At 40.4% G+C, this 260-nt stretch carries 1 pseudogene; it reads right to left on the bottom strand.

The features are described from left to right. Positions 1-84: 84 nt before the first annotated feature. Positions 85-260 (bottom strand): annotated as a pseudogene (locus R0J92_RS24135) (IS1 family transposase); the annotation flags it as partial.

Below are 260 nucleotides of genomic sequence, written 5' to 3'. Positions count from 1 at the left end.
GTATCAAAAGCGGGCGTTGCTGAATTAAGATATGAAACGATATGGGATAGGGATAGGGATATCTTCCCATTTAAGATAATGAACTAAAACCCAACCTAAAAGACCGGGCTGAAAATGGTCAACAGCTGTCCACAACCAAATTTTATTTTTTTTTTCTCACATAAGTTTCCAACTCATCTAGTTCTCCCACTTGTGGAGTCACATCCGGTTCGTAAGCTTGGGGAAGCAACTCTCCTACCTGTTTAACCCAACTGATGATA

Source organism: Tritonibacter sp. SIMBA_163, assembly GCF_046535935.1.
GTDB classification, from domain to species: Bacteria; Pseudomonadota; Alphaproteobacteria; order Rhodobacterales; family Rhodobacteraceae; genus Epibacterium; species Epibacterium scottomollicae.
Note: the sequence above shows the minus strand (reverse complement) of the source record. Positions and strands in the feature narration are given on the sequence as shown.